At 30.1% G+C, this 20,920-nt stretch carries 23 protein-coding genes; 13 read left to right on the top strand and 10 right to left on the bottom strand.

Annotated features, from left to right (window positions below; translation table 11 throughout):
- The first annotated feature begins 1 nt into the window (after position 1).
- The 10 genes from NHF47_RS11420 (at position 2) to hisIE (ending at position 9,268) form a co-directional block, all read left to right on the top strand.
- Positions 2–1,108: an efflux RND transporter periplasmic adaptor subunit gene (locus NHF47_RS11420; protein WP_252765048.1), complete on the top strand. Its 1,107-nt coding sequence runs from the start codon at positions 2–4 to the stop codon at positions 1,106–1,108.
- A 65-nt stretch (positions 1,109–1,173) separates the two neighbouring features.
- A complete protein-coding gene (locus NHF47_RS11415) occupies positions 1,174–1,887 on the top strand; it encodes a VIT family protein (protein ID WP_252765047.1) in 714 nt (237 codons plus the stop codon).
- 258 nt (positions 1,888–2,145) lie between these two features.
- Complete coding sequence (hisG, locus tag NHF47_RS11410; protein ID WP_252765046.1) at positions 2,146–3,003, top strand: ATP phosphoribosyltransferase; 858 nt, start codon at positions 2,146–2,148, stop codon at positions 3,001–3,003.
- A gap of 16 nt (positions 3,004–3,019) precedes the next feature.
- Positions 3,020–4,303, top strand: a complete 1,284-nt coding sequence (hisD, locus tag NHF47_RS11405; protein ID WP_252765045.1) for a histidinol dehydrogenase — start codon at positions 3,020–3,022, stop codon at positions 4,301–4,303.
- A gap of 24 nt (positions 4,304–4,327) precedes the next feature.
- The gene (hisC, locus tag NHF47_RS11400; RefSeq protein WP_252765044.1) at positions 4,328–5,392 is read left to right on the top strand and encodes a histidinol-phosphate transaminase; all 1,065 of its coding nucleotides are present in this window, start codon (positions 4,328–4,330) and stop codon (positions 5,390–5,392) included.
- The gene (gene hisB, locus NHF47_RS11395; RefSeq protein ID WP_252765043.1) at positions 5,385–6,521 is read left to right on the top strand and encodes a bifunctional histidinol-phosphatase/imidazoleglycerol-phosphate dehydratase HisB; all 1,137 of its coding nucleotides are present in this window, start codon (positions 5,385–5,387) and stop codon (positions 6,519–6,521) included. Before hisC ends, hisB begins: the two co-directional genes overlap by 8 nt.
- A gap of 18 nt (positions 6,522–6,539) precedes the next feature.
- Positions 6,540–7,127, top strand: a complete 588-nt coding sequence (gene hisH, locus NHF47_RS11390; protein WP_252765042.1) for an imidazole glycerol phosphate synthase subunit HisH — start codon at positions 6,540–6,542, stop codon at positions 7,125–7,127.
- A 13-nt stretch (positions 7,128–7,140) separates the two neighbouring features.
- A complete protein-coding gene (gene hisA / locus NHF47_RS11385) occupies positions 7,141–7,863 on the top strand; it encodes a 1-(5-phosphoribosyl)-5-[(5-phosphoribosylamino)methylideneamino]imidazole-4-carboxamide isomerase (protein ID WP_252765041.1) in 723 nt (240 codons plus the stop codon).
- A gap of 2 nt (positions 7,864–7,865) precedes the next feature.
- The gene (gene hisF, locus NHF47_RS11380; RefSeq protein WP_252765040.1) at positions 7,866–8,621 is read left to right on the top strand and encodes an imidazole glycerol phosphate synthase subunit HisF; all 756 of its coding nucleotides are present in this window, start codon (positions 7,866–7,868) and stop codon (positions 8,619–8,621) included.
- A gap of 47 nt (positions 8,622–8,668) precedes the next feature.
- Positions 8,669–9,268 carry a bifunctional phosphoribosyl-AMP cyclohydrolase/phosphoribosyl-ATP diphosphatase HisIE gene (gene hisIE, locus NHF47_RS11375; protein WP_252765039.1) on the top strand — a complete coding sequence of 200 codons (600 nt, stop codon included), beginning with the start codon at positions 8,669–8,671 and terminating at the stop codon, positions 9,266–9,268.
- A 137-nt stretch (positions 9,269–9,405) separates the two neighbouring features.
- On the opposite strand, the gene NHF47_RS11370 is transcribed toward hisIE, so the two are convergent.
- Positions 9,406–10,428: a T9SS type A sorting domain-containing protein gene (locus NHF47_RS11370; protein ID WP_252765038.1), complete on the bottom strand. Its 1,023-nt coding sequence runs from the start codon at positions 10,426–10,428 to the stop codon at positions 9,406–9,408.
- 122 nt (positions 10,429–10,550) lie between these two features.
- Here NHF47_RS11370 and NHF47_RS11365 point away from each other — a divergent pair, with 122 nt between their 5' ends.
- A complete protein-coding gene (locus NHF47_RS11365) occupies positions 10,551–11,225 on the top strand; it encodes a DUF2461 domain-containing protein (RefSeq protein ID WP_252765037.1) in 675 nt (224 codons plus the stop codon).
- A gap of 7 nt (positions 11,226–11,232) precedes the next feature.
- Here NHF47_RS11365 and NHF47_RS11360 read toward each other — a convergent pair whose 3' ends face one another.
- Both NHF47_RS11360 and NHF47_RS11355 read right to left on the bottom strand, forming a co-directional pair.
- On the bottom strand, positions 11,233–11,622 hold the full coding sequence (locus tag NHF47_RS11360; RefSeq protein WP_252765036.1) for a glyoxalase: 390 nt from the start codon (positions 11,620–11,622) through the stop codon (positions 11,233–11,235).
- Positions 11,623–11,713: 91 nt separating this feature from the next.
- The gene (locus NHF47_RS11355; RefSeq protein WP_252765035.1) at positions 11,714–12,970 is read right to left on the bottom strand and encodes an OmpA family protein; all 1,257 of its coding nucleotides are present in this window, start codon (positions 12,968–12,970) and stop codon (positions 11,714–11,716) included.
- Positions 12,971–13,111: 141 nt separating this feature from the next.
- On the opposite strand from NHF47_RS11355, the gene NHF47_RS11350 reads away from it, so the two are divergent.
- Complete coding sequence (locus tag NHF47_RS11350) at positions 13,112–13,513, top strand: acyl-CoA thioesterase (RefSeq protein WP_252766092.1); 402 nt, start codon at positions 13,112–13,114, stop codon at positions 13,511–13,513.
- Here NHF47_RS11350 and NHF47_RS11345 read toward each other — a convergent pair.
- The 4 genes from NHF47_RS11345 to NHF47_RS11330 all read right to left on the bottom strand — a co-directional run bounded on the left by NHF47_RS11345 (position 13,503) and on the right by NHF47_RS11330 (position 16,104).
- Positions 13,503–14,741, bottom strand: a complete 1,239-nt coding sequence (locus NHF47_RS11345; RefSeq protein WP_252765034.1) for a mechanosensitive ion channel family protein — start codon at positions 14,739–14,741, stop codon at positions 13,503–13,505. The genes NHF47_RS11350 and NHF47_RS11345 overlap by 11 nt on opposite strands.
- A gap of 10 nt (positions 14,742–14,751) precedes the next feature.
- Positions 14,752–15,021, bottom strand: a complete 270-nt coding sequence (locus tag NHF47_RS11340) for a DUF3817 domain-containing protein (RefSeq protein WP_252765033.1) — start codon at positions 15,019–15,021, stop codon at positions 14,752–14,754.
- Positions 15,018–15,476: a VTT domain-containing protein gene (locus NHF47_RS11335; RefSeq protein WP_308219267.1), complete on the bottom strand. Its 459-nt coding sequence runs from the start codon at positions 15,474–15,476 to the stop codon at positions 15,018–15,020. Before NHF47_RS11335 ends, NHF47_RS11340 begins: the two co-directional genes overlap by 4 nt.
- A 262-nt stretch (positions 15,477–15,738) precedes the next feature.
- Positions 15,739–16,104: a hypothetical protein gene (locus NHF47_RS11330; protein ID WP_252765031.1), complete on the bottom strand. Its 366-nt coding sequence runs from the start codon at positions 16,102–16,104 to the stop codon at positions 15,739–15,741.
- Between the two features lie 188 nt (positions 16,105–16,292).
- On the opposite strand from NHF47_RS11330, the gene NHF47_RS11325 reads away from it, so the two are divergent.
- Entirely contained in the window at positions 16,293–17,240 is a 948-nt protein-coding gene (locus NHF47_RS11325; RefSeq protein WP_252765030.1) for a T9SS type A sorting domain-containing protein, read from the top strand.
- A 107-nt stretch (positions 17,241–17,347) separates the two neighbouring features.
- On the opposite strand, the gene msrB is transcribed toward NHF47_RS11325, so the two are convergent.
- The 3 genes from msrB to NHF47_RS11310 form a co-directional block, all read right to left on the bottom strand.
- A complete protein-coding gene (msrB, locus tag NHF47_RS11320) occupies positions 17,348–17,851 on the bottom strand; it encodes a peptide-methionine (R)-S-oxide reductase MsrB (protein ID WP_252765029.1) in 504 nt (167 codons plus the stop codon).
- A 7-nt stretch (positions 17,852–17,858) separates the two neighbouring features.
- A complete protein-coding gene (gene msrA / locus NHF47_RS11315; protein ID WP_252765028.1) occupies positions 17,859–18,539 on the bottom strand; it encodes a peptide-methionine (S)-S-oxide reductase MsrA in 681 nt (226 codons plus the stop codon).
- A 191-nt stretch (positions 18,540–18,730) separates the two neighbouring features.
- Positions 18,731–20,869 (bottom strand): T9SS type A sorting domain-containing protein, encoded by a 2,139-nt coding sequence (locus tag NHF47_RS11310; protein ID WP_252765027.1) that lies wholly within the window; start codon positions 20,867–20,869, stop codon positions 18,731–18,733.
- Between the last annotated feature and the right edge of the window lie 51 nt (positions 20,870–20,920).

Below are 20,920 nucleotides of genomic sequence, written 5' to 3'. Positions count from 1 at the left end.
TATGAACAAAATACGATATACATTTTTAGCTATAATTGCATTGCTTTCTTGTAAGGAAAAAAATATAAATGAACCCCAAGACGAAGTATCAAACAAAATTATTCTTTCAAAAGAACAATTTGAAACCTCAAAAATGGAAATAATTTCGCCTAAAGAACATGTTTTTGATGCCGTTTTACAAGTTTCTGGTAAAATTGATGTTCCTGCAAAAGATAAAGCTAAAATTACAGCAGTTTTAGGTGGTTATATTAAAACTTCCAATATTATTATTGGTCAAAAAGTTTCAAAAGGTCAGGCTATTGCTATAATAGAAAATACTGAATTTATTGATATTCAAAGAGATTACTTAGAAGTTTCGGAGCAATTAACCTATTTAAAATCAGAATATTTGCGCCAAAAAGCATTATTCGAAGAAAATATTACGTCTCAAAAAAATTATTTAAAAGCAGAAAGTGATTATCTACAAGCAGTAAGTAGTTACAATTCTTTACGTGAGAAATTACAATTAATTAATATCAATCCAAATGCAATAAGTCGATCGAAATTGAGCTCTCAAGTTACAATTTACTCGCCAATTAATGGAGTAGTGGTTACCACAAATGCTAATATTGGCGCTTATATTGCTCCAGAAAATACAATTGTTGAAGTAGTAAATGATGCTAATTTAATGTTATGTGTATCGGTATTTGAAAAAGATATTTTAAAACTTTCTGAAAACCAAGAAATTCAATTTACTATTAGTGAAAACTTAGGAACAGTTTATAAGTCAAAGATTAAAACAATTGGTAGAGCCATCAATGAAATGGATCGATCTATTCCTGTTTTTGGAGATTTAGATGAAGAATTAAAGAAAAAATTAGTTGTAGGAATGTTTACAGATGCCAAAATTGTGATTGGTAACAAAAAAGCATTAGCCTTACCCACATCATGCTTTTCAGAAGAAGCAGATAAAAAATTTTTATATTTAGTAACTAGAAAAAAGGCGACTGAATATGAATTAAAAAAGATTGCAGTTAAAACTGGAATTGAAAATGACGGTTTCACAGAAGTTTTGACCAATTCTTTTATAAATCAAAATTCTGAAATACTTTCAAAAGGTCTTTTTTAAATTAATTAATGATTATGCTTTAAAATCTCTTAAATTTATATTAATATAATTAAAAGCAGTTTGTTATGAGTAAAGAAGAGGAATTAGAAAATTATTTAGAGAATCATTATATTCATAAAAGTAATTGGTTACGTGCAGCTGTGTTAGGAGCGAATGACGGAATTTTATCTACTTCCAGTATTGCTATTGGAGTAGCTGCAGCAAGCGAATTTAGAGAACCTGTAATTTTAGCAACTCTTGCAGGTTTAGTAGCCGGAGCTTTATCAATGGCTGCTGGAGAATATGTTTCCGTTAGTTCACAAACCGATGTAGAAAAAGCAGATATAGAAAGAGAAAAACAAGAATTAATCGAAATGCCAGAACTTGAATTGCAACGACTGGCAGAAATTTATGAAGCCAGAGGACTAAAGAAGGAGACAGCGCTTTTAGTAGCACAAGAATTAACCGTTCATGATGCTTTAGGGGCTCATGTTCGAGATGAACTTGGAATAAATGAAATTAGCCAAGCAAAACCTTTGCAAGCTGCTTTAGCTTCTGGGGCTTCTTTTACTGTGGGTGGAGCATTACCTTTTTTAGTAACTCTTTTTTTACCTGTCAAAAATATGGAATATTGGCTGTATGGTCTAGCGATACTTTTCTTGGCTTTTTTAGGTGCTTTAGCAGCAAAAACAGGAGGTTCGAGTATTATAAAAGCTATTTTAAGAGTTACTTTTTGGGGAACAATTGCTATGGTTTTAACGGCTTTAGTAGGGCATCTTTTTGGCGTAAATTTGGCGTAAATAAAAATTAAAAAAATATTTTTTTGTAAAATAGTTGTTTTTTAAAAAAGTTTGTTTTTATATTTGTACCGTTAAAAAAATAACACAAAAATATGTTTTTAAATCAATTACATCATCATCATCATTTTTTCCACGCTCGAGCGAGGCAATGATGATTTTGTAGTAATCCAAAATAATTATAAACCCGTTTGAGTAAATCAAACGGGTTTTTTCTTTTTTAAAAGCGCAATGATTTACTCAAACATTTTAAACAAACCAATGAGTATTTTAAAAATTGCCATTCAAAAATCGGGTCGTCTTTACGACGACAGTATTCAATTGTTGAAGGATTCAGGGATTTCCGTTTATAATGGAAATGACCAATTAAAAGTAACCGCTTCCAATTTTCCTTTAGAAGTTTATTTTTTGAGAAATTCTGACATTCCACAATATTTAATTGATGGAGTAGTGGACGTAGCCATTGTGGGAGATAACCTTTTGGTAGAAAAAGGAAGAAATATATCTGTTGCGGAAAAATTGGGTTTCTCAAAGTGTAAAGTTTCTGTAGCTGTTCCTAAAGCTTTTAATTATAATTCCATTTCCGATTTAAATGGTTTAAGAGTTGCCACTTCTTATCCCAACACAGTAATTGATTATTTTTCTTCAAAAGGCATGGAAGTAGACATTCATCAAATTTCAGGTTCGGTAGAAATTGCTCCAAATATAGGTCTTTCCGATGCTATAGTAGATATAGTTTCAAGTGGAAGTACTTTGTTTAAAAACGGTTTAAAAGAGGTGGAAGTCATTTTGAAAAGTGAAGCGGTTTTAGCTGTTTCTCCTCAAATTGCCCAAGAAGCCAAACAAATTCTAGACAAACTGCAATTCCGAATTCAAGCGGTATTACGTTCGAGAAAATCAAAGTATATTTTAATGAATGTGCCTAACGAAAAAATTCCATTAATAACTAAAATCCTTCCCGTTTTAAAAAGTCCCACAGTAATGCCACTAAGTGAAGCTGGTTGGAGTAGTTTACACTCTGTAATCGAAGAAGATACCTTTTGGGAGGTAATTGATCAACTCAAAGAGGCAGGAGCTGAAGGTATTTTGGTTTGCCCAATTGAAAAAATGGTTTTATAATTAAAATTAAGTAAATATGAATACAATATACAATCCAAATCCTAATGAATGGGCTACTATTTTAAAAAGACCTACTTCCTCTTTCGACGATGTTGAAGAAACCGTTAAAGGAATTTTTAAGGAAGTACAACAAAAAGGAGATCAAGCCTTATTTAAATATACATCTTTATTTGATGGAGTGAATCTAACATCATTAGAGGTTCCTTCTGAAGAAATTGAACAAGCTTCCAATCAAGTTTCTGAAGAATTGAAACAAGCCATTTATAGTGCCAAAAATAATATTGAAAAATTTCATAGTGCTCAAAAAACATCTAAAATTGAACTTGAAACCTCTAAAGGTGTTTTGTGTTGGCAAGAGAAAAGACCTATCCAAAAAGTGGGTCTATACATTCCTGGAGGATCAGCACCTCTTTTTTCAACAGTACTTATGTTAGCAGTTCCAGCTAAAATTGCTGGTTGTAAAGAAATTGTTTTATGCACACCACCAGATAAAAACGGTACGATTAATCCTGCTATTTTATTTACTGCGCAATTATGTGGTGTAAGTAAAATCTATAAAATAGGAGGTATTCAAGCAATTGCAGCTATGACATTAGGAACCGAATCTATTTCTAAAGTGTATAAAATTTTTGGACCTGGAAATCAATTTGTTACTATTGCAAAACAATATGCATCACAATTAGGCGTTGCTATAGACATGCCAGCTGGACCGAGTGAATTATTAATCTATGCAGATGAAACGGCTATTCCTAGTTTTGTTGCTTCAGATTTGTTAAGCCAAGCAGAACACGGTAAAGACAGTCAAGTTATTTTGGTTACAACTTCTAGAGAAATGCTTTTAGAGGTCGAAAAAGAAGTTGAAAGCCAATTAGAAATGTTGCCTAGAAAAGAAATAGCTGCTATAGCTATTCAGAATTCTAAGTTACTATTGGTAGAAACAGAGGAAGTAGCATTGGCACTTATTAACGAATATGGACCTGAGCATTTTATTATATGTGCTAAAAATGAAGCTTATTTTATAAATAATATAGAGAATGCAGGCTCAATTTTTATTGGTAATTATACACCAGAAAGTGCTGGTGATTATGCCTCTGGAACCAATCATACCTTACCAACAAATGGCTATTCTAAAAGTTACAGTGGTGTCAATTTAGATAGTTTTTTAAAAGCAATGACGTTTCAAAAAATTTCTGAAAAAGGAATCCAAAATATCGGTAAGGTTATTGAACAAATGGCTGAAGCTGAAGGTTTACAAGCGCATAAAAATGCAGTAACGCTTCGATTAAATCAACTGAAATAATAAATCCACATAAGTAAACATAGTATGGCAATTAAATTGAAAAATGTAAATCTAGAATCGTTGGTTAGAGAAAATGTGAAATCAATGAGACCCTATTCTTCTGCAAGAGATGAATTCAATGATGCTACTAGTGACGATATGATTTTCCTTGATGCCAATGAAAATCCATTTGAAAATGGAATAAATCGTTATCCTGATCCACACCAAACGGCTTTAAAAGAGGTATTGGCAAGTATTAAAAATGTCTCTCCCAAAAATATATTAGTGGGTAATGGTAGTGACGAAGTACTCGATTTATTGTTCAGAGCTTTTTGCGAACCCAATGTGGACAATGTAATTACTTTACCACCTACTTATGGAATGTATGGTGTTTTGGCCAATTTAAATGCCATAGAAAATAAAAAAATCATTCTAAATGAGGATTTCCAACCCAATGTGAATTCAATTTTAAATAGAGCTAATGAGAATACAAAATTATTGTTTCTATGTTCGCCTAATAATCCTACGGGAAATAGTTTTTCTGAAGAAAGTGTTTTACGAATTTTAAATGAATTCAATGGGTTAGTAGTTATAGATGAGGCATATATTGAATTTTCTGATCGTCCTACGTGGTTAAAACGCATTGCTGAATTTGATAATCTAATTATTGTACAAACCTTATCCAAAGCTTATGGAATGGCCGGTTTACGCTTAGGATTGTTATTTGCATCTCCTGAAATTATAGCAGTTTTAGAAAAAATTAAACCACCTTATAATGTAAACAGTGTTTCTCAAAGTTTAGCAATAGAAAAATTGGCCAGCCTAAAGTATATCTATGAAATAGAAGAGATAAAACAAGAAAGAGAAAAAGTAATGAAAGCATTAGTTTGCTGTAAAATTGTTACTGAAATTTTTCCATCTGAAACCAATTTTATCTTGTTTCGAGTAGATAACGCTACTTTTCAATACAATCAATTTTTAGAAAATGGCATTGTGGTTCGAAATCGCTCCAATGACTCTTTATGCAGAAGCTGTTTGCGCATTTCAATTGGTACACCTCAAGAAAATGAAAAAGTAATAGAACTACTTAAAAAATTAAAAAATGTCTAAAAAAGTATTATTCATCGATAGAGATGGAACTATAATTAAAGAAACAATAGATGAACAAATTGATTCATTTGAAAAAATGATTTTTTACCCCAAATGCATTCCTTTTCTTAGTAAAATTGCTCAAGAATTAGATTTTGAATTGGTTATGATAACCAATCAAGACGGACTTGGAACGGCTTCTTTTCCAGAAGAAACGTTTTGGCCAGTGCATAATTTTATCATAAACACTTATGCGAATGAAGGGGTTGTTTTTGATCAAGTATTTCTCGATAGAACTTTTCCTTATGAAAATGCACCTACTCGTAAACCAGGAACTGGTTTATTAACGCAATATTTTTCAGAGGAATATGATTTAGCAAATTCCTATGTTATTGGAGATCGATTAACTGATGTTGAATTGGCTAAAAATTTAGGTGCAAAAGCCATTTTTATTAATGATTTTACACATTTAGGTACCAATGAAATTTCGGTTAAAAAAGAAGAATTGAATAGTTGTATTAGTTTGGAAACTAACGATTGGCAACGAATTTATGAATTCTTAAAATTGGAAGAAAGGACCGCTTCTGTTTCTAGAAAAACCAATGAAACGGATATTCAAATTGAATTAAATTTAGATGGTACTGGAAAAAGCAATATTCAAACCGGTTTGGCTTTTTTTGATCATATGTTAGATCAAATTGCACGTCATGGACAAATGGACTTAACCATTCAAGTTAAAGGAGATTTAGAAGTAGATGAACACCACACCATTGAAGATACTGCTATCGCTTTAGGGGAAGTATTTGCCAAAGCTTTAGGAAATAAATTAGGAATTGAACGCTATGGTTTTTGTTTACCAATGGATGATTGTTTGGCGCAAGTGGCTATCGATTTTGGAGGCAGGAATTGGTTGGTATGGAATGCCGAATTCAAACGTGAAAAAATTGGTGAGATGCCTACAGAAATGTTTTATCATTTTTTTAAATCATTTACAGATGGCGCAAGAGCAAATTTAAATATAAAAGCGGAAGGAATTAATGAGCATCATAAAATTGAGGCTATTTTTAAAGCTTTTGCTAAAGCGATTAAAGTTGCTGTAAAAAGAGATGCGGATAAAATGATTTTACCGAGTACAAAAGGAATGCTTTAAAATAATAAGACTATACAAATGAAGATAGCCATTATAGATTATGGAGCGGGTAATATTCAAAGCATTCTATTTGCTTTGGAAAGAATTGGAATTCAAGCCCAAGTTACGGCCAATTGGAATGAGATTAAAAATGCTGATAAAATAATTTTCCCAGGTGTAGGTGAAGCCAGCAGTGCCATGGAAAAACTAAAAGAAAGTGGTTTGCATATCTTGATACCCACATTAAAACAACCTGTTTTAGGTATTTGTTTGGGTATGCAATTATTATGTAAAAGCTCAGAAGAAGGAGCTACTACTGGTTTAGGTGTTTTTGACATTGATATAATCAAATTTTCAAATGCGGTAAAAGTCCCACAAATGGGTTGGAATTCAATTTATCAACTCAAATCAGCTTTATTTGATGGGATATCTGAAAACGAATATATGTATTTGGTTCACAGTTATTACGCTCCAAAAAATTCATATGCAATTGCTTACACTAATTATGAAACAGAATACGCAACTGCATTGCGCAAAGATAATTTTTATGGCGTACAATTTCATCCTGAAAAAAGTGGAGTGTATGGAGAAAAAATTCTTAAAAACTTCATAGCGATAACCAATTAAAATTACTGTAAATATGAGAATTATACCAGCCATTGATATTATTGAAGGAAAATGTGTACGATTATCCAAAGGAGATTATTCAACAAAGAAAATATATAATGAAAATCCGCTTGAAGTAGCTAAGTCTTTTGAAAATCATGGTATTACACACCTACATTTGGTAGATTTAGATGGGGCTAAATCTAATCGTATTATTAATTATAAGGTATTGGAACAAATTGCATCTAATACGAGTTTAAAAATTGATTTTGGAGGAGGCTTAAAATCTAATGAAGATGTAAAAATAGCTTTTAATAGTGGAGCCCAACAAATTACAGGGGGAAGTATTGCAGTAAAAAATCCATCCTTATTTAAAAAGTGGATTAAGGAATTTGGTTCCAATCGTATCATTCTTGGAGCAGATGTTAATAATAAAAAAATTGCTGTTTCAGGTTGGTTAGAAGAAAGCAATGAAGCTGTCATCCCATTTATTCAAAAATATGAAAATGAAGGAATTTCATATGTGATTTGTACGGATATTGCTAAAGACGGAATGCTTCAAGGACCTAGTTTTGAATTGTATAAAGAAATTTTACAAACTGTTCCTTCAATCAAATTAATTGCATCTGGAGGCATTTCTACTTTTGAAGAATTACCAAAATTGGCAGCGTTAGGGTGTGAAGGAACTATTATTGGTAAAGCAATTTATGAAGGAAGAATTACATTAAAGCAATTAGAATCTTATATTATTAATTAAAAATGCTTACAAAAAGAATTATTCCTTGTTTGGATATTAAAAATGGACGTACCGTTAAAGGAGTCAATTTTTTAGACTTAAAAGACGCTGGTGATCCCGTAGAATTAGCTGAAAAATATTCTAAAACAGGAGCAGATGAGCTTGTTTTTTTAGACATTTCAGCTACTGAAGAACGCAGAAAAACCTTAGCTAACCTGGTAAGAGATGTTGCAAAAAAGATCAATATACCGTTCACGGTTGGTGGTGGTATTTCATCCATTCAAGATGTAGCTGTTTTATTACAAAATGGAGCAGATAAAGTTTCAATTAATTCTTCCGCAGTTAAAAGACCCGAATTAATAAATGAATTGGCTACAAAATTTGGAAGTCAATGTGTCGTAGTTGCTATAGATGCTAAAAAAGTTAATGATAAATGGGTGGTACATCTTGTGGGAGGCAAAGAACCTACTACTTTAGATTTGTTTGAATGGTCAAAAGAAGTGGAAGAAAGAGGAGCAGGTGAAATTTTATTTACTTCTATGGATCATGATGGAACTAAAAACGGATTTGCAAATGATGCTTTGTCGCAACTTTCGGAATGGGTTAACATTCCTATTATTGCTTCAGGAGGAGCAGGTAATAGTCAACATTTTGCAGATGTTTTTATTCAAGGAAAAGCGGATGCGGCTTTAGCGGCAAGTGTTTTTCACTTTCAAGAAATTGAAATTCCGAATTTGAAATATTTCTTAAATGATAAAGGTATCGCAATTCGAATTTAGAAAAAATAAAAAATATTTGATAAAAAAAGGGTCAATAAACTTTGAATATGAAAATAGATTTTACAAAAAATAATGACGGACTTATTCCTGCAATTATTCAAGATAATGTTACAAAAAATGTTCTAATGTTGGGTTACATGAACCAAGAAGCTTATGCTAAAACATTAGAAACAAAAAAAGTCACTTTTTACAGTCGCTCTAAAAAAAGATTATGGACAAAAGGAGAGGAGAGTGGGAACTATTTAGAGTTAATTTCCATAAAAAATGATTGTGATAATGATAGTTTGCTTGTTCAGGTCATGCCCAAAGGACCAACTTGTCATACAGGAACAGATACCTGTTGGCAAGAAAAAAATACTCAAGAATATGGTTTTTTAAGTGAGTTAGAGAGAACCATAACAAATAGGAAAGAGAAAGCAACAGTTGAAAAAAGCTACGTAGCTAGTTTATTTTCTAAAGGGATAAATAAAATTGCACAAAAAGTAGGTGAAGAAGCTGTTGAAGTTGTAATTGAAGCAAAAGATACAAATGATACGCTCTTTTTATCAGAAAGTGCAGATTTATTATTCCATTTTTTGATTTTATTACAAGCTAAAGATTTTCAGTTAGAAGATGTGGTTCAAGTTTTAAAGGAACGAGTGAAGTAAATTTGAATTTAAAAAAATAAAAAACGCTCTAAATTTCTGTTTTAGAGCGTTTTTTTTAATTCTGAGGTTATTTAATGAATTTAAAAACGGTAACTCGAATAGTTTTATTGAATTCATTTATAACAACAACATCACTTTTAATTTTTTATAAACGAATGTCTCATTTTATCTAAAGCCAAAATATATTTTCCTTTAGATAGGTTAGAAATGTTAATGCTATTATTGTTCATTACTTTATTTTCAATCAATTTTCCTTGTATATCATAAATCTGATAGGTATCAAAAGCATATAAACTTTCAATTTTTAAGATATCAGAACTTGGATTGGGATAAATGATAATTTTTGATTTTTGATTTGCAAAAGGAGTAGCATTTAATGTACTATTAATGGTCATTTTAGAAATTTTTCCAGCAATCGTTTGAACGAAAAAAAGTTCATTATTTATTATAATAGATCCATTAGGCCAAGAATTTGCAGGTAATTGAACCATACTTTCAAATTGAAAATCAGGATTAGTGTACCAAGAAATAGAACTAGCCGAACTTTCACAAATATAAAGTGATGCATCATTCATAACTATTCCAGAAGCATAATTTAAATTATTTAAAACAGTATCTAAATTTCCAGTTGATGCATCATATTTATACAAAGCATTGGTGTAATTAGAAGTAAAAAATAATTTATTATCATATGAAGTAAAAAAGTTAGGTTTATAACCCAATAAAACATCGGACTGTTGTAAAGTAACTAGATTAACTTTAATTATTTTTGATGCGGCATACTGACCAATGTATAGATCATCATTAATTTGTACCATAGGACCAGCAACATCAGCTAAAGGAGTAGTGAAAAAATTGTCACTAGATAGATTTATTTTGTATGTTCGGTATGGGTTTTCTACACCCACAAACAAAATGTCATTTTTGACAAATACAAAATTTGGATTTTCAGAGAATTGATGCACTAACTCAACGGTTGGATTGGGTTCTGTGTAATCAAATCGATAAATTTTCTTTTCTACATACGAATTAAAATAAATAAAATTATCTTTATACGTAAGATTAGATAACCCAGCGGAGTTGTAATTGGTTAATACATCCGTTACTTGACTGTAAACGAAGTTAGTTAGTAGCAGTAATAATAGTAACTTTGTTTTCATAATAGTAAGTATTAAATTAGACATTGGGGTATTTAAAGTTAAGAATTAAAATTTTAAACACAATCCTAAAAAATAATTCATTAACATTTTTTTAACAATTAAAATTTTTAAAAATTCAAAAAATGAGTCAAATTAATCAAGAATCCTTATCATTTTTATTAGATTTAAAAGAAAACAATAATCGTGAATGGTTTGCAGAAAATAAGAAGCGTTATGATAAACAAAGTAAATTCATGAAGCAATTTTTTACTGAAGTGGGAGAGGATTTAGGAAAAATAGATCATATAGAACATATGCAAATCTTTAGAATTTACAGAGATGTTCGATTTTCAAAGAACAAATTACCTTACAAAGTTAATTTTAGTGCTGCCTATAGAAGAACAAAACCCTTATTGAGAGGAGGATATTATTTGCATATTGAAAATGATAAAAGTTTTGTAGGAGGTGGTTTTTGGGAACCCAATGTAGAAGATTTGTTACGCATTCGAAAAGAATTGGAATTGGATGCGTCCGAATTTAGAGCAATTACTTCTGAAGCTACATTTAAAACCTATTTTGGTTCGTTAGAAGGTGAAGAATTGAAAACAGCTCCAAGAGACTTTGATAAAAATCATCCCAATATAGATTTAATTCGAAAAAAACAATTTTTAGTTACACGATCATTTACCAATGAAGAAGTATTGGCCTCTAATTTCAAGGAAGAAGTAATTGCTACTTTTCAAGCCATGCGCCCCTTCTTTAATTATATGAGTGATGTTTTAACTACAAATTTAAATGGAGAAAGTTTGTATTCATAAAAAATACTTATTCAAATAATTGAATTTGACTTTTTAATCTTTCAATGAGTAAATTCATCATTCTTTTATTAATATTAGAAGAATTTTGAATATACTCTTTGTATTCTGAAATGGTGAACATACCAATGACCATTCCCTTTAAGGCATTTCTAAATTTAATGTCCCTTTGAATTACATGTTCAATATAATTCATTTTTTTTTCAGGATTAAGTGTAAAAAAGACGCTTTTTTGTTTGACTGCATAATTACGAAAAACTTCTAAAAACAAATCATTTTGAAATTTTAAAATAGGTCTTAAAGTTAGATTCTGAAATTTTTCTTCGGCTGAAGAAGTTTCTGTAATAACACCTATGGATTCCCCTCTAATTTCTAATATAGCCTCATCTTTAGTTCTCATAACAGTGTGTTTTTATAGTATAACTAAAGTTAAAAAAAAAGAACCTTCAATTTTGAAGGCTCTTTTTAAGTTATTAAGATAGTATTGTTAATTACTTCAATTTGAAAGTTACTCTTCTTACCAATTTTCTTGCATAAGGAGAATTTACATCAACTGACGCGTCTTCCCCTTTAGCTACATCAACTAATCGAGAAGCATCTACACCAGCTTTAGTAATCACATCTTTAACAAAAGAAGCTCTTGCTGCAGATAATTTATCATTGTATTCAGAAGAACCAATTTCATCAGCATAACCGATTACTTCAACGCTTGTTCCTGGATTTGATTTTAAATATTGAACAACAAAGTTGATGGCAGCGTAAGAATCTGCTCTTGGTTTACTTGAAGCAGTATCAAAATAAACATTTACATAACCTCCGTTAATGATATCTTCAATAGATTGTCCTTCTTTAGCAGTTTCTTGATTTCCTTTCACTTTTTCGATATACGATTCAATTTCATCAGGAACACCATTGTTGTTCATGTCAACTGCACGTCCTTTTGTGTCTACCGCTACACCTGTAATAGAATTAGGCTCAACATCTAGATAATCTGGCACACCATCACGGTCTGTATCATTCATCATTGTTTCTAATTCAGCTACACGAGCTTCCAGTTCATCCAACTGTTTGTTTCTAGGAATAAACCAATCAGCATGCTTTTCATTTTTACCTAAGTAAAAAGAAAACCCTATACTTGCATTATATAATGTACTATTAAAACCTCTATCGGCAGCAACAGAAGGATCTTCATATCCATCAAATGTATACTTTTGATTTACATTATTAATCATGGTAAAATCTGCATTTAATGCAATTCTATTAGACAATCTGAATTGTGCAGTAAGACCTAAAATGAAGTTAGTCATGTCATCATTACCTTCAAATTTATCATTTGTCATAAAAGCAAAACCTAAACCTGTATGAGCTTGAAGATTAATAGTGTTTGTCCATTCTTCAAAGTTCAGTACTCTACCTAAGTTAAGTACACCTTGTAGGTTTGTTCTATAGTATTGTCCTTCAAATTCAAAACTTTCAGATTTGTTTTTGAATGAATCGTACCCCACATCTAATTTTAAACCGAATTTATTATTAAACATGTATCTTAAGCCTAAATCACCATGGATAAAATTAGTATTACTCGCATAGTAATTAGTTGAAAAAGGTGTAGTAGGTTTACTTAGACCAGCATTTAAATCAACAGACCATCTGTTAAAATCAATCTCTTCTTGTTTTTTAGCTTCTTCTTGGGCACAAATCAAAGACGTAAACATCATTGAAAGGGATAAAAAAACAATAACTTTCTTCATAATTTTTATATTGTTAAAAAATAATTGCGAAAGTAGGCATTTTTAAGTTTATAAAAAATAAAATTTGCGTTATTATATCAATAAATTTAGGGTTTATTCTATTTTTGTTACTTAATAAGTATAATTGAAAATAAAATAATGATGCGATTTAATACTAGAAAGTGGGTTAAACCTGAAGATTTAAACCCTAACGAAACTTTATTCGGTGGAAGATTATTAGCTTGGATAGATGAAGAAGCTGCATTATATACCATTATTCAATTGGAAAATACACGAGTAGTTACCAAGCATATGACAGAAATTAATTTTATGAGTTCTGCAAAGCAAGGGGATATAATAGAGTTAGGGATTGAAGTTATTAAATTTGGTAAAACTTCTTTAACTTTAAAATGCAAAGCTCGAAATAAGATGACTCAAGAAACCATATTAACTGTGGACTCAATTACTATGGTCAATTTAGATGAACATGGGAAACCAAAACCACATGGCAAAACAAAAGTTGAATTTGTAGATGAAAGATTAAAAAATAATTTTAAGGAGTAGTTACTAAGTTGTCTATCTCATATATTTCTAAATTAAAATAAGAGACAGAAGCTATAATATGGTCAAAAATATCGGCCATTATATGTTCGTAATTCTCCCAAGTCTTATCTTTTGAAAAGCAATAGATTTCTATAGGTATTCCTTTTTCAGTAGGTTGTAAATGTCTTACCATAAGCATCATACCCTTGTTTATTCCCGAATGATTTTTGAGATAAGTTTCTATATATTTTCTAAACAAGCCTAGATTAGTAAGATTTCTTCCATTAACAATTAAAGATTTATCTATATTGTTATTGCTATTGTATTTTTCAATATCGGCTTGACGATGTGTAATGTAGGAGGTTATATTTTGAATTTTATTGTAATATTCCAGTTGTTCTTTTTCTATAAAATGAACCGATTTTGCTTTAATTAAAAGGTAACGTTTAATTCTTCTACCATCAGAATTTTGCATGCCTCTCCAGTTTTTAAAACTATCTGAAATTAAACTATACGTAGGTATTGTAGTTGTAGTATTGTCAAAGTTTCTAACTTTTACTGTAGCCAAATTAATTTCTATAACATCACCATCGGCTCCAAATTTATCCATAGTTATCCAGTCGCCAATTCGAACCATATCATTTACAGAAACCGATATACTGGCCACAAAACCAAGAATTGTATCTCTAAAAATTAAGATTACTATCGCTGAAACCGAACCTAATGTAGTTACAAAGACAGTTTTGTTAACACTAAACAGTACTGAGATAAAAGAAATTATTCCAAATATCCAGAGCATAATCATTATTACCTGGATATAACTATCGATAGGTTTATCACTATATCTTGGCTTATGTTTGAGATAATCTTTTAAAGCGTTAAAAACACTTCGGATAATCCAAAGTGAAAGAATAATGATGTAGATTTTGACACTTTTTTCGAAAAAACCTTCCCAATAGCTAAAATCTTTTAATATAATAGGAACCGTTTTGTAAATAAAAATTAATGGAATTAAATGGGCAATGTATTTGGCGGTCTTATTAGCTACTAAAAAATCATCAAAAGTAGATTTAGTTCGAGCCGCAACAATAGCTAAAATAATAATTAAGATCTTTTTAAAAATATAATCTAATAAATAGGCTATTAGAATTAAAATAAAAATATTGATTAAAAGATTGGTATAAATCGCAATATTTTCACTAAAATCTAAGTCTTTGAGTAGTTTATAAGCCCAATTAAAAAGAATCATCTATTAAAATTTACAAGTATTTTTTTTCAATATAAAAAGTTCCAAAAGGAATTACTGAAGCCAAGCAAATAATAGCAAATTTTTTTGCTTCCCATTTTTGTTCAAATTTTAACAAAACGGCTAAAGCAATATATAATAAAAATAATATACCGTGTGCCATTCCTATATATTTTACATATATGGGCTGGTCAAATGTATATTTCATTGGCATAGCAAAAAATAAAAGCGCAAGCAAAGAAACCCCTTCTAAAGAAGCAATAATTTTAAAAAATTTAATCATGATAAAGCGGCATAAATAACATATCCATAAATTACAAAGCGAAATATTCTAAGGGAAGCAAAAATAAAAAAATGTTTTTGTGGAAATTTAATCATTCCTGCTGCCAAACAAGCAATAGCAAAAGGTAAAGGTAATAAGGCTCCTACAGCAATTAAAAAACCACCCCATTTTTGCATATTTCTAATATGCTTTGTCATTTTTCCTTCCAAATAATCATTTATTTTTGGAATAAGCAATAAAGTTCTTCCTTTATAATAGGATATAACACCACCTAAATAGGATAGCACCGCTAAAATAGATAAATAGAGTAGTGGAGAGGAAGTGTTTTTGGTCCAAGCAATAAAAATATCTGGAGGTAATAAACCTAAAATACTTTCAGATACAAGAAATAAAGAAAATATGGATACATCACTAAAATTTTGAGTAACATAAACTAACATTTCGTCAATACTCATTACATAATAATTAATGTACAGAAGAATACCAATTATAACAGCAAGCGGAACTAAAGCTTTTTTTGAGTTTTCCCAAATAAAGGAATAAAAGCCGGTATACTTGTAATATTGATGTAGAAGACGGACTCTAGATTTTTTTTGCTTGTACATAAAAATAGATTTAGGAATGCAAATTTACTAAGATTTTTAAGGTTTTTCTGTTAAAATATAGATAAAAAAAAAGAGCTCATCATGAACTCTTTTAGTAATTTTTTGAGTTTTATTAAAAGGCAATAAACGCTTTATTATATTCTCTTAAATCTAATAAATTATTCTTTTTAGATAAATCATGTAAAAGAGATAAGAAATATTCAAAACTTTCAATATCATTTTCTTCAGATACATTTTGTTCCGTTTGATTTTCTTCATGTATTGGTTCATCATCTGGAATTCCAATTAAAAATGCATTATTTGCTTCTAAATGTTCATAAGCTAAACGTAAAGCTTTAGTAACCACAGGGTTTTGTTCTTCTAGAGAATATTCCCTAATCTTTTTTAAATCGGTAATAATTGAGTCCAAATCAAATTTGTTTTGTAAAACTTCTTTTTGAATTTTCTCAATCAATTTTTGTGCATATTTATTTTCCATAGACGTAATAGTTAAAGGGACGCAAATCTAAGATTTTATTCAATGGTATACAATTTTTTATTTTGTAATTTTAAATGCATAGGTATTTTTTATCAGGTAAAAACACCTGTTTATGGGGGTTTTTTCTATAAAAGTATTGTTTTTTGAAACTTTTTTATAAATTTGTTAATAATTTTAATTATAAATTTATGAAGCAGCATTACTTTTTATTAATTTCACTGCTATTTTCCCATATTATTTATTCTCAAAACACCTATATACCAGATGATGGTTTTGAACAATTATTGATAGATTTATCTGTAGATTTTGGCCCATTGGATAATTATGTGCCTACAGATAATATTTCTGGATTAGAAGATTTGAATATTTTAAGTAATTATAATATTTCAGATTTAACAGGTTTACAAGATTTTACTTCAATAGAAGCACTTTACATAGATAATAATCCGATTACAACTATAGATTTAAGCGGAAATCCAATACTATATGATGTTAGTCTAACCAATATGAATCTAACAAGTATTACTTTTTCCGATGCATCAATTATTGCTTTTTTAGATGTATCTAATAATGCTTTAACGAGTTTAGATGTAAGTAGTTTACCAAATTTACAGTATTTAAATATTCTAGGAAATCAAATAACAGATTTAAATTTAAATTCAAATACACAATTAACCAGTTTAAATGTGGCTTATAATGCGTTGAACTCATTATTTGTTAAAAATGGTACAAACACTATTTTGAATACTTTTAATGCAACAAATAATCCATTATTAACTTGTATTGAAGTTGATAATGGTACAAATGCTACTGCTGGTGTTGGAAATTATGCAAGTTGGTTAAAAGATGCTACTGCAAATTATTCAGGAAATTGTAATTCGTTAGACATTGCAACTGTTGAATTAAATTTTAACGTACAAGTATACCCAAATCCAATCCGAGAAAATCAAATTTTAAACATCCATATAAATTCTAATACATTCGTATTTTCAGTATATGATTTTTCTGGTAAATTAATCGACAAAAAAAATATGTCCTCTAAAATATATACTACCAATCATCTTTCTAAAGGGATTTATTTCTTCCAAATACAAACTGAAACAGCCGTTTATTCTGATAAATTAATCATTCAATAGTTTTTTAGCAAATTGTATACTGTTTTAGGTATATATATAAATTGAATTATAATATACATTATGTAAAATAGAAAATAATTGAATGAGAAAGTTTCTCACTCTTTTACTTATTTTTCTTCAATAAACTTTAATGCAGCTGAATTGATGCAATATCTTAAACCTGTTGGTTCTGGCCCATCATTAAATACATGACCTAAATGTAAACCAGTAGCTTTTTCTACAACTTCATCACGTGTCATACCATAACTATTATCTTTTACCCAAACAACTGCATCTTTGTTTATAGGTTTTGTAAAGGATGGCCAACCGGTACCTGAATCGAATTTATCCTCAGAACTAAATAATGGTTTTCCAGTTGCAGCACTTACATAAATTCCTTTTTTATGATTGTTATAATATGCATTGTCAAATGCAGGTTCTGTTCCTTGTTCAACCATTATATAATAAGTGTTCGGACTTAATTTAGTTTTCCATTCGTTTTTACTTAAAGCTTCTGGGTATTTCTGTGCAGTTGTTTTTGCATTTGTTTTCTTCTCTTGGCACGATAATGATGAAATGGTCAAAACACTAACCAGTAAGATGTTAAAAAACTGATATTTAATAGTTTTCATAATATTTTTATTTTAAATAGTTTGGAAATTTATTTTTAAATTTTTTGATTCTAGGGATGGATACATTTTGTATATACGAATTATCTGGATGTAAAGATTCATAATTTTGATGATACGCTTCCGCAGGATAAAATTTGGTAAACTTTTTTACTTCTGTCGTAATGGGTTTATCAAAACGTTTTTCCTTTTTCAATAGATTGATGTAGTTCTGAATGATTTCTTTTTCAGCATCATTTTTATAAAATGCTATTGATCGATATTGAGTACCTGTATCTGGACCTTGTTGATTTAAAGTGGTTGGATCATGGGAACCAAAAAAGATGATTACTAAATCATTGAAGGAAATTACTTTTGGGTCATAATATATTTTTACCGCTTCCGCATAATCGGTGGTACCACTACTCACCTTTTCATAATTTGGATTGGGTTGATTACCACCACTATAACCAGAAACTACTTCTTGAACTCCTTTTACACTTTCAAAAATAGCTTCCACACACCAAAAACAACCCGATGCAAAATAAGCCGTTTCATATTGATCTAGATTTGGGTCTTCTTTTGTTATTTGAACTTTTGAGACATTTTGTAGTTCTTGAATGTCTTCTGTATTATTTTTTGAATTTTTAGATTCACAATTTAAGGTGATTAAACCGATGAGAATTAGACTTAAAATTTTTATATGTTTCATTTTCATTACTAATTTTATTGTTATTACAAAATTACTAATGATATAAAGGAACAAATGTTAACTATCTTACATTTGCTGTTAAAAATCTATTAATTTTTGAAAAAATTTGACTTAATTGTAGAGTTCAACTTTATAATCCTAGTTTTTTTGAAAAAGCAAACCCGATATTTTACTATCGGGCTTTTAGTTACTTATTCTTTGATAAATGGTTTGGTATAAGAACCAGTAGTACTATTAATTTTGAGAATATAGATTCCAGATTTTAAATGACTAATATCTACTCTATTTTGGTTGTTTTCAATAGATCCTTTGAGTATTTCTTTTCCCGTCAAATCTATTACTGTAATAGTTCCATTTGAATATTTATTTGGAAGTTTTATTTGTAAATCATCTTGTGCTGGATTTGGATAAATTACAATATCTGCTTCATTTATAATTTCTTTTTCTACTTCATTAGTCATTCGATTGGAGTTATAAGTTGTACTCATATAATATAAATTAGCTACATTATCTTTTGTTATAGTATGTGAACCACTTGCTATACTTATAGTTGCAATTCCTGAGCTAGCCGCATAAGAAACATTATCAACTTTTATATTTCCTGTAAAATTACTATCAAATACTAATGTTAAAGTAGCAGAAACCGTTGTACTAAAAACAATTGAAGTACTCGATTCAATTTTTAATCTTCGCGTTAAGTTGAGTCCGTTATAATTTACGAAACCATCAGTTGCATTCATATTTCCAGAAATGGTATAAAAAGAACTATTTTTTTCTGATACGGTAAAATTATGAATTTGATTACTTGTAGAACCGCCTCCATTAGAACCGGTTGGAGTTGCAGAAGCCACATTTGAATTGATACTTGCATTGGCTTTTATCCAATAATAATAGGTAGTTCCATTACTTACATTGCTATCGGTGTAATTTCTTGTTGTTGTTGCCACTTGCGCAATACGTACTCTTCCACTTGGATTGGAATCAGTGTCTCTATAGATCTCTAAACCTGTTATGGTAAGATTTGAAATGCTCCAATTTAAATTAATGGAACCATTACCTCCAGCTGCTGTTAATAAAATTTCGGCTGTTCCTCCTCCTCCACTTGTCGTTCCAGATTCGATAGCACCTAAATCGGGTTTAGAACCTGTATACGTAATTCCTGTTGAAGTTACACCTGCATCAATTAAATCGCTACTTACATTTAAATTAAGAAAACCATTTCCTGTAGGATTCGCATTGGAACCCATTGTTAAAGTCACAAAATCTGAACTAGTTACCACAAAGCCACCCGTTGCACCAATAAAAGAATTCGGTGCTGTACTATTTCCTCTAATTCGATCATTAGTGGCATTATCAAAAGATAGATTATTTTTAAAAACATGGCTTGCACCGTCTCTAGTATGCCAATTATAACCTTCATTATTGTAAGATGTATTATTGGTAAATTCTATGGCACCAATGTTACCATTGTCTGTAAAACCATGTTTTCCATTATTAAAAGCAATACATCTTCTTACAATATGATTGATTTGATGTGCCGATGATCCTAATTTATAGCCATTTTTATCACCACCTCCTGAAGTACCTCCAGTAGTAAGGGTACCGTTATGATGCGCAATACATCCTTCTAATACAATTACACCAATTGGTCCAGTATCACTTTTGGTATATAAATCCCAACCATCGTCAATATTATGATGAGCCACACAGTTTCTAAAGATATTTCCCGTTCCACAAGTTAGTTTCGCTGCAAATCCATCGGCATTTTCATTTCCACTGTCTTTATTATCATACGATTCACAGCCGAAAATTAAATTGTTTGTAGGCCATTGACTGATACTATTTGCACTAGTACTATATCTACTTAATTGTAGACCAGTATCTTTATTGTTTCTAAAAATACAATTTTCGATAGTATTATTATTACCCGATAAAAGCATACCATTATCACCAGCACCTTGAATAGTAATGCCTTTCCAATGCCAATAATCACCATCTAATACAATACCTCTATTGGAAGCACCTTCACTCATACTGAAATTTAATATGGGTATTTCATTATTGTATGCAAAAACATTAATTTTTGCACTTGACGAACCATTTTTAGTAATCACTATAGTGCTGCTGTAATTGTGATTGCCTCCTCTAACATAAATGGTATCGCCTCCTGTCGCTTGATTGATGGCTTTGGATAAAGTCTGGAATGGACTATTGGTTGAAGTACCTGAATTAGAATCGTTACCATTAGTTGCAACATAATAATTTGTTGCCCAGGAATTTGCCATACTTATATTGAATAATACAAGTATGAATAAGATGTTTTTTTTCATGATTTGTGTTTGTTTGAATTGTTAATTACTGTTTTTACCTTAAAATTGAAA

It is taken from the genome of Flavobacterium sp. NRK F7, assembly GCF_024054195.1.
Classification (GTDB): domain Bacteria; phylum Bacteroidota; class Bacteroidia; order Flavobacteriales; family Flavobacteriaceae; genus Flavobacterium.
Note: the sequence above shows the minus strand (reverse complement) of the source record. Positions and strands in the feature narration are given on the sequence as shown.